The sequence below is a fragment of the Paenibacillus polymyxa genome (genome assembly GCF_018614975.1).
Lineage (GTDB): Bacteria > Bacillota > Bacilli > Paenibacillales > Paenibacillaceae > Paenibacillus > Paenibacillus polymyxa_E.
On the sequence record NZ_JAGGNR010000001.1, the window covers coordinates 1 to 9,233 of the forward strand.

Below are 9,233 nucleotides of genomic sequence, written 5' to 3' on the forward strand. Positions count from 1 at the left end.
ATTACAGGAATGGCTCCTAATTATTCTCTCCATTAATCCGAAGCCACTTGGAAGGGACTTTTCTGGCAAAATGCTTTTTAACAAAATCCAAAATGTCTTCAATTCCGGGCAATGCCGCATTTTCTTTGGCTTCGTCAAACGTCATCCATTGGTACTCGGTATGTTCATGATTTAACCGGACAACCTGCCTTTCATCCACGTATCCTACGAATACGGGAGCGGTATAGATATACTCTCCCAAGGGTGAATAATATTGTTCGAATTGATTGGCAGAATACGACGGATTGTAATATGAAGTGCGACACCTACTGGAAATAAATAAAAAAGGGCTCATGGCCGGATTCGTGTAGAATGAAGTCACCACAACAACCATTCACACAAGGAGAATCCACCATGAGCTACACACATCTTAGCATAATCGAACGTAGCAAGCTAGAAATCCTCCACCAGCAAGGCAAAAGCTCACGAGCGATCGCAAAGGAGCTGGGCAGACATCCCTCGACCATTTGTCGTGAATTAGCGCGCACAGCTTCATCCGAAGCCTACAAAGCAGAACAAGCTCAGCATGCATATCAGGAACGTCGTCAGGCCTCGGTTCCTTCAGGGAAATGGTCGGATACCTTGGCTATTTCGCTGGAAGAAAAACTTGTGGCCACATGGTCTCCAGAACAAATCACCGAACGTTTCCGCGCTGATGGTCTGCCCGTAGTCTCCTTCAAAACCATCTATCGCTGGATCTACGCAGGACGTCTGGTTCAAGGTACATTACAGGTCTTACGTCACAAAGGGAAGTGTCAGAAACCCGCAGAAACTCGCGGTAAATTCGCCATTGGCAGAACCATTTCAGATCGCCCGAAAGAAGTCCGTTCCCGTGAAACCTTTGGGCACTGGGAACTGGATACCGTCGTATCGGGTCGTGGGAAAAGTAAAGGTTGTGTAGCCACACTCATCGAACGTAAAACGCGTCTGTATACCGCTATTCTCATGCCTGATCGTACCGCATTGTCCATGGAGATTGCGCTGGGTGTAGCCATCTCTCAGTACCCGAAAGGGGCCTTCGTCACCGCAACCGCTGACCGAGGGAAGGAATTTGCTTGCTACGCCAATCTAGAGACGACCCACGGCCTCCATGTTTATTTTGCTGACCCGTATTCATCCTGGCAACGTGGTTCCAACGAAAATGGGAATGGATTACTTCGAGAGTTTATCCCCAAGGGCACCGATTTCGCTCAAGTGGAGGATGAAGATCTCGCCCACTCCCTTGATTTAATCAATAACAGACCCCGAAAATACTTGGGGTGGAGAACTGCTCACGAATCTTTCACAGAGGAACTGTCGCACTCGGTTTGACAATCTGTCTAAAATTCGAAAATATCACAAAAACATCATTGACAATATAGAGTTAAATAGGTAAAAATAGTAATTGTGTCAAGATTCAATATAAGGAATATATTAAAAAATATTCATTGATACTTCCGCTAATTACAACCTTTAGAGAAATAAGATTTATAGAGATCTATGATCGGGAGTAGCTTGAATTCATAGGTGGTGATAAATGAAAGTTCATTTAACGCTGTTTCATAGTTTATCCATTCTAAATAACCGGGAGGAATAACATTCATGCTAAAAATGTTCAAATCAGTATTTGTGTCTTGTTGCATGGTATCGATTCTAACAATTCCACTTGCAAGTAACGCTTTTGCAACTGAATCGGTTAAGACCATTAGTGCATCTAACAGCATATTGCCTACCGTTGTATCTGATTATGTCGATTCAATCAATAACAAAGACTGGAATTCATTTGTTCAATCTTTTTCGCCTGATCGTCAACAATTTTATGAAGGATTCCCTAATAAAGAACAACAGGAAAATAAAACTGGTATTCTATCTGTAGAATCTATAAGTGTATTTGAGGCTAAAAAACTTCCTTCCAATAATATACTAAAAGTAGAGCCCTATTTTGCTGACATTAGCTCAGCATATACGGATATCGGATATTACTATGTTGGTTTTAATTATACAGTCAATAAAGAAAGTGAATTCTTCTACAATGGTGTTAAATATGAGTTAATTGCAACAGGGAAACTAAATGGACAAGAATATATTATTGGTCATGAAAATGTTTATAACATTGATGAACTTGTAGCTCTTGGTTATGCATTTAATTCGGCAGCTGAGCAACAAGCAAATAACGTAGTTAAAGAACGAGAACAAGGGCATATAGTAAATTTTGAGAATAAATCTATCCAGCAAACTACTATTAAAGAAGATGCACAACATGAAGAATTAAATCAAATAGTAGAAGAAAATAGTATAGATCTAAATCAGGATTTTCCCGAAACTACTACGATTAAGAAACCTAGAGAACAATTAAATTTGGAAAAAGCTAAGAACGGAATTAACGCTCAGAGTAATTCGGGCGATATACAACCTCTAAGTGCTACTAGTACGCCATCAACATTTAAATTGTATATTACTGGTTCAGGAACAATCACCAATATCGGCTTTGACACTTACGCTAAGAATGTATTGCCAAACGAGTGGTATGGATCATGGAAATCAGAGTCACTGAAAGCTGGGGCAGTAACAATTAAGACATATGCATGGTATAACGCCACTTATCCAAGAAAACCTGCAACAGATTATGGGGCACACTTGACAGACCGCTGGCAAAATTACCAACACTATGTTCCAAATTCTGGAAAAACAGCTACAAATAATGCCGTTAATGCTGTATCAGGAATCTTCATGGTCAATTCTGATGGCAAAGTTTTTGACGCTCAGTACAGAGCAGGATCAGAAGGGGATATTGGTACAGCTTGGGGTGGAGTATTAAGTCAATGGGGCACACAATATATTGCACAAAATTACCCAGAGTATAACTACTACACTATACTAAGCTATTATTACAGTTTTTCTGATAAAAGTAGTGGATACATCCAAACTGGGAACTATTAATCATTTCGTTCAGATTAAAACGTCAAACGTAAAGTTTGGCGTTTTTTTGGAATTTTATTTAATTTTTTCTATAATATAGATTATTCATTCAAAATTATAGAGGGAGGTGATGATAATGACAAAAAAAGCATTCTATCTGCTTCTTTTTTTCCTTCTTCTTCTCACTGCGTGTACTACAGAAGACTCTGCGAAAAATCATGAGACTGAGGATGTGCAAAGAAAAGAGTCTGCACCTATGATCACGAGTATTAAAACTAACTTCCCTGAAAAAGAAGGTTGGGTTGTAGTCCCTGCAAACAGTTCTGATTTAACTGTCACTGTAGAGACTACCCACGCGGAAACACTTCTTTTCTGGTCCGTTCCAACTGGGACAGAGACATGGGGAGAAAGAGAACTAATCGGATACGATACCAGTGGGAATGATGGTTGGAAAATAACGTGGAATATTGCGGGTAAGTCCTTACACAATCGTTTAGTGGTTCAAGCATTGGGGAGTGATGGAAAAACAATCACTGATGAAACGATAAATATTACGAATGAGTAAGTTTGACTTAGATAATTAGTTAACGAAGATAAAATTAACAATGGATGCCCACTTTAGGTGATCGTCCATTGTTAATTATGCAGTTGTCTCTGAACCATTTTAATCTTGGTAAGCAGCTTCTCTTTATTTTGCTCAAATTCATGTTCAGTAATGATATTTTCCTCTCAAATTTCTACTTGTGAATTTGTTGGACTTAAATGATTGGCGCTAAGCCTTCTGATTGAAAAACTTCTAACTTGGCAGGAGGGATGCTTTCTTGCAAATCTCCATTCATAACATCCATCGCTTCCCATTCAACGAACACAACAAAGTTTTCCGTAAGTCGGGAGTAATCGAACCAATTCGTCGTTTCATTGAGGTCATACGCGACTTCCTTCCACAATCTCATTCCTTCCTCCCACCAATCTCCATTGCTACGCCAATACATAATAAGAGTTCTAAGCTTCTCAACTAAATCATGATTCGTAAGTTCTTGTTGATCAATTCCAGGATGCTCTCCTGAATTCCAAATGTTGTAATAGTAATCTTCGTTTTCATCTTTCTCTTCAATTTGTTCTTCTCTTATTTCTTGCAAACCTGGATCGAAAATAGGTGAATATACCGTATCCACTTCATCGTGTAAGTAAATCGACAGAAAACAATATGTTTTACCCGATTCATTTTCACATAGAACATCAATAATGTCTTTCACAGCCAGAATGAGTTCCTTTTTCACCGTTTCCCGAAGTATTGAGACTTCTTCGGATGACATCGTCACGTAAATCACACCTTTGGTTCCATCTAACATTCGCAGAAGAATACCCTGCTCATCATATTCGAAATACGTTCGAAGAAGGTGAGCAAATAGAGCATTATTTTCGTATTGAGGTTGATATACTTCCACGAGTCTGTTGCGTTCATAGATATAGTCTTCATACTCTAATTTATTGAATCGAGTAAAATACTCCACTAACCGATAGATTAATCCGTCTTGTATCAAATATTCCTTGACTGAGTCCAATTCGCCATCGACATACGTTCTTGTCGTTATATGACTTTCTTCATATGTAACATACGTGTAGCCATCAATTAAATCGTCACAGGCCAAAATCCGTATTCTACCTTCATCATCAAACTCATAATAGGTATCTGTCACTTCACACGAGATATCTCCAGGAATTTCACCTTGGCGCGCATACCAGTACGGAGAAATGTCATACCGTTTGCTTGTCGTATATTCTCTTCTATGTACCCGTGCTTCTGCTTCTTGTTTGTAAGATTGATACTGTTCTTGTGCATCTCGATTAAGCTTCACATAATATTCTTCGTTAATCATTTGTCTCACACCTCTTTCATTATTATGCCTCTAAACTTCTGAATTTCTCTAAAAAACTTCATATCTTCTGATCTCGAATTACATCTTCCCATCAATCCGCAGCCATTTCAACGGAGCCTTCTTGGCAAAATGCTTTTCAACAAAATCCAAAATATCATCAATGCCGGGCAATGCCGCATTTTCCTTGGCTTCGTTAAACGTCATCCATTGGTACTCGGTATGTTCATGATTTAACCGGACAGGCTGGTTATCATCCACATACCCTACGAATACGGGAGCGGTGTAGATGTACTCCCCCATGGGTGAATAATTCACCTTCCCGCCCCCTTCTCTTCGGAATCAAAGTCTTCCAGAACCTTAAATTTATCCCCGTGGATTTTGTCCAGATGATCTTCTCCCCAATAACACAAATGGTCCAGCGCAGGCTTGAGCCCCCAACCGTAGTCCGTTAACTCATATTCCACTTTGGGAGGTACCTCCGAATATACCTTGCGCTGTACGATCTCATCCTTTTCAAGTCCTCTGAGCTGCGTTGTCAGCATCTTCTGCGTAATGTCCGGTATTAACCGCCGAAGCTCCGACGTGCGTTTCCGTCCTGTCATCAAGTGGTAAATAATCAAAGGCTTCCACTTCCCGCCCATCACTTCCAAGGCAGCTTCCACGCCTACTTTATATTTTTTTGGAGCATTCGTTTCTCCATGTTCCGTCATTTTCGAACCCCTCCATAAATAGGCTGTATTCAAGGTGAAACTTAATCTTCTTGCTGCTCTTTTTTCTATTATTTGAGCCTATTTCGAGGCATCCATTTAGGGTACTTTAATGTTCCTATGGCACTTCATTCTTCCTATAGAACATCAAAGTGCGTACTTCCAGATGTTTTCATACCTGTTTATAATAGCATCAGCCATTGATTTATGGCTACAAGACTGCAATGCAGAAAGGTAGTGAAAGATAAGATGAACGTACTCGTTGTAGTATCCCACCCAAGAAAAGACTCCTTGACCTTTCAGGTAGCTCAACGTTTTGCACAGGGTCTTACCGATGCCGGTCACGATTATGAGATATTGGATTTGCATGGAATTGGATTCGACCCAATTCTCCGAGAGATGGATGAACCTGACTACACCCAAGAAAATCAGGTGTTCTCGCCTGAGGTTGAAACCGAGATGGAGCGCTTGAAGAAGCACGATGCTGTGGCTTTTGTGTTTCCTCTCTGGTGGTGGCATCTGCCAGCCATGTTGAAGGGTTATGTAGATCGTGTCATGAACAACGGATTTGCTTACGGCGCGAACAAGCTCCCTCATCAGCAGATATTGTGGATTGCTCTTTCTGGTGTGACGGAAGAACAGATGCACAAGCGCAACTATGGTCAATCGATCGCCAATCTGCTCAATGTGGGGATTGCCGATTATTGCGGGGTGTCCCAATCCAGGGTTGAGTTTTTATATGAAACGTTGGAATCCAAACCTGAGCATTATGAGGCACTGCTGAACCATGCGCATCACTTGGGATTGAACTATGCCAACGATAATCCAACTCTATAATGATATGTGACCCTATGAAGTCTGGACGAACTGGTTTAATTTCTGTGATTCGCAACTTCCTATATGAAAATAACTCACTTTAACCATCACGCTAACCTTCGCTTTTACGGGAATAGAACAACTCCGCATGATCACGGCAAAAAGGGCGCTCCGAAGAGCGACCCTGCCTTTGTGCCTTACACTATTTTACTGTTGAGAGAATAAACTTCTCCAGCATGGTGGTATCGGTAATGCTATGGTTACAAGCTGTGTTATCCATGCATACATACTGGGCAACGGAAGAAATATTATCCGGCGTATAACTCTTGGTTTTCACGTTGAAAAATCCGAGCTCCTGATGACGATGACAGAACATGCAGTACCCTTTCTTGTTCGTGGCTGTAAGCCGTCCCTCAATACCGAGGAATCTGCCTTCGTGCGGATACACGATGAACAAGCGATCGGTAGCAATGTCGGTCCATCTCAGATAAGTTGTACGTGCATAATCGATGGATTCCAGATCCGGCACTTTGAGCTTCTTTACCTTGGGAAACAGCTTCTGAATCTGCTTCGCGGATACTTGCGGAAATGGAATCAGATATGCTTCCAGCTGGTTCAGATACGTCTGCAACTCATGTGTCGTCTCATAAGTGGATAACTGCTCCAACAGTTGCTTTTGTTCCGAAGTCAGTTCATCGAAGATGCCTACTGCATTCGTGCCGACCGTATAACGGACGGTTTCCAGCACTTTAGGGTCCACGACCGAGCGCAGCGTTTTAAGCAGGAAATCAGCTTGTTTATGAATATAATTGAATTGATGATTGTGAATAAATGGTGTTTGCATGGCTTTCAGCCCCTTATTTTTATTAGGAAAATAAAGTAAGGTGCAAAGCCTGCGGGTTGAACCATGATCTTGATGTTGATTTCAGGGCAAACGATCTCATTTTGTCGCGCCCTACACAAAGTCCGCCCCTATTCAGGCTTTGCGTAAGGCTTTCTAGCGAACGAGCAATCCGGCATCATCCATATTGCCACGTCATAACCCCCAATACGATAGACATATCGGAATTATAACAGGATTGAGTGCATGACTACAATAAGAGTGATCATCACTCCCTCTTAGATGTCTCGATAATTGGAAATTTAGAAACGATTATGTTCAGGGTTAATTCCAACAAAAAAGAAGGATTTATACAAAAAGCGACGAAAAATGTAAGAGTAATGGAGGCTAGACAATCAAATTAACCTAAGGAAAGTAGGAAAACTGTATGCAAGCTGCCCTTTTAGCTTTAAATGTGATCATCTTGTTAGGAATAGTCGCCCTTTACTTAAGAAAACAGAATGGGAATTACCTAAACGAACTTAGGACGGAGTTAGAAAGAACAAAAGAAGAAATACGAAGGTTGCTTGTCGAACAAGCCACTCAGAACCGACAGGAAGCGAATGTAGCAGCTAAACTGAATAGAGAAGAGCTTGCTAAATCAATTGGAACCATGAATCAATCACTAATTAACAACATTGGAGAAGTTGCATCTCAGCAAAAGAATCTGCTAGATAGTTTTTCAAAAAGATTGTCGGATATGACCACAATGAATGAAACAAAACTAGAACGTATTCGTGGAACTGTTGAAGAGAAGTTAATTCAGTTGCAGCAAGATAACAACCAAAAGCTTGAGCAAATGAGAGCCACAGTCGATGAAAAGTTACACGCAACTTTAGAACAAAGATTAGGCGACTCATTCAAACTGGTTAGTGAACGATTAGAGCTTGTACATAAAGGTCTTGGGGAGATGCAGACTCTAGCTAACGGAGTTGGAGACTTGAGGAAAGTTCTGACTAATGTAAAGACAAGAGGTACACTAGGCGAGCTACAATTAGAGAATTTATTAGATCAGACACTAACGGTAGAACAATACGATAAAAATGTAATAACCAAAAAAGGCAGCAATGACCGCGTAGAGTTTGCAATTAAAATTCCTGATAAGAATAATAAAAATCAAATTATACACTTACCTATTGATTCCAAGTTCCCACTCGAAGATTATCATCGACTTCTGGATGCTTATGAGGAAGGTAACAGCCAAGCTATCAGCGAAAACACCAAACTTCTAGATACTAAAATTAAAAATGAAGCCAAGTCCATTCGGGATAAATACATTGATCCACCGAACACGACTGATTTTGCCATTATGTTTTTGCCTATTGAAGGACTCTTTGCCGAAGTTTTACGTAAACCTGGACTTTGGGAAAGCATTCAAAGAGAATACCGAGTCGTTATTGCAGGTCCTACTACGTTGACTGCTGTTTTGAACAGTCTACAACTAGGTTTCCAAACTCTTGCTATCCAAACACGCTCCAGTGAAGTCTGGCAGGTACTTAGCGGGGTTAAAACAGAGTTCGGGAAGTTTGGGGATATTCTTGATAAAACGCAAAAAAAATTGCAAGAGGCTAGTAACCATATTGATCAAGCTTCAGTTCGGACCAGAGCTATTGAACGTAAGTTAAGGAAAGTTCAAGAACTTCCTAGCGCAGAGCCTTCTCAAAATCTTTTGGAAGCTGTCATTGAATGAGTTACTTAAACATTAAACTAGGGCGGTGTTTTCCATCATAAGGGGGATAGCACCGCCTTTTCACTTCTCACTTCCAGTCCTTAAACAGTACAGCCACAATGCCAATTACAAAATACTGTTGCAGGAACGGATACATCAGTTACAGTCATATAGTATACCAGTACATCGGATGTTCCCCGACCTTTTCAAATTCCAATTTTTGAGCGAACTATTCGATGCCATATTGTCCGTATGACAACTCCAGTTGGGAATGAGATTTTTGGGCTAGGCAGTCATTAATAAAAAGTACACCCAAAGCACCAATTGATATGCTCCCCTCATAG

General features: G+C 40.7%; 10 protein-coding genes. 5 read left to right on the forward strand and 5 right to left on the reverse strand.

Annotation, left to right across the window (positions count from 1 at the left end; all coding sequences use genetic code 11):
- Positions 1-16: 16 nt before the first annotated feature.
- The gene (locus tag J7E78_RS00005; protein WP_215074360.1) at positions 17-373 is read right to left on the reverse strand and encodes an NUDIX hydrolase; all 357 of its coding nucleotides are present in this window, start codon (positions 371-373) and stop codon (positions 17-19) included.
- Positions 374-393: 20 nt separating this feature from the next.
- On the opposite strand from J7E78_RS00005, the gene J7E78_RS00010 reads away from it, so the two are divergent.
- The 3 genes from J7E78_RS00010 (at position 394) to J7E78_RS00020 (ending at position 3,502) form a co-directional block, all read left to right on the forward strand.
- Entirely contained in the window at positions 394-1,350 is a 957-nt protein-coding gene (locus J7E78_RS00010) for an IS30 family transposase (RefSeq protein ID WP_215074361.1), read from the forward strand.
- Positions 1,351-1,620: 270 nt separating this feature from the next.
- Complete coding sequence (locus J7E78_RS00015; protein ID WP_215074362.1) at positions 1,621-2,958, forward strand: SpoIID/LytB domain-containing protein; 1,338 nt, start codon at positions 1,621-1,623, stop codon at positions 2,956-2,958.
- A gap of 115 nt (positions 2,959-3,073) precedes the next feature.
- Positions 3,074-3,502: a hypothetical protein gene (locus tag J7E78_RS00020; protein WP_215074363.1), complete on the forward strand. Its 429-nt coding sequence runs from the start codon at positions 3,074-3,076 to the stop codon at positions 3,500-3,502.
- 193 nt (positions 3,503-3,695) lie between these two features.
- On the opposite strand, the gene J7E78_RS00025 is transcribed toward J7E78_RS00020, so the two are convergent.
- The 3 genes from J7E78_RS00025 to J7E78_RS00035 form a co-directional block, all read right to left on the reverse strand.
- A complete protein-coding gene (locus tag J7E78_RS00025) occupies positions 3,696-4,817 on the reverse strand; it encodes a hypothetical protein (RefSeq protein ID WP_215074364.1) in 1,122 nt (373 codons plus the stop codon).
- A 78-nt stretch (positions 4,818-4,895) separates the two neighbouring features.
- Positions 4,896-5,132: an NUDIX hydrolase gene (locus J7E78_RS00030; RefSeq protein WP_215074365.1), complete on the reverse strand. Its 237-nt coding sequence runs from the start codon at positions 5,130-5,132 to the stop codon at positions 4,896-4,898.
- Positions 5,129-5,527, reverse strand: a complete 399-nt coding sequence (locus J7E78_RS00035) for a winged helix-turn-helix transcriptional regulator (protein WP_215074366.1) — start codon at positions 5,525-5,527, stop codon at positions 5,129-5,131. The genes J7E78_RS00030 and J7E78_RS00035 overlap by 4 nt, the downstream gene beginning before the upstream one ends.
- A gap of 246 nt (positions 5,528-5,773) precedes the next feature.
- Between J7E78_RS00035 and J7E78_RS00040 the strand changes: the two genes are divergently transcribed.
- The gene (locus J7E78_RS00040) at positions 5,774-6,361 is read left to right on the forward strand and encodes an NAD(P)H oxidoreductase (RefSeq protein WP_215074369.1); all 588 of its coding nucleotides are present in this window, start codon (positions 5,774-5,776) and stop codon (positions 6,359-6,361) included.
- Positions 6,362-6,542: 181 nt separating this feature from the next.
- Here J7E78_RS00040 and J7E78_RS00045 read toward each other — a convergent pair whose 3' ends face one another.
- A complete protein-coding gene (locus tag J7E78_RS00045) occupies positions 6,543-7,184 on the reverse strand; it encodes a FusB/FusC family EF-G-binding protein (protein WP_215074367.1) in 642 nt (213 codons plus the stop codon).
- Positions 7,185-7,608: 424 nt separating this feature from the next.
- On the opposite strand from J7E78_RS00045, the gene J7E78_RS00050 reads away from it, so the two are divergent.
- The gene (locus J7E78_RS00050) at positions 7,609-8,910 is read left to right on the forward strand and encodes a DNA recombination protein RmuC (RefSeq protein WP_215074368.1); all 1,302 of its coding nucleotides are present in this window, start codon (positions 7,609-7,611) and stop codon (positions 8,908-8,910) included.
- Positions 8,911-9,233 lie beyond the last annotated feature (323 nt).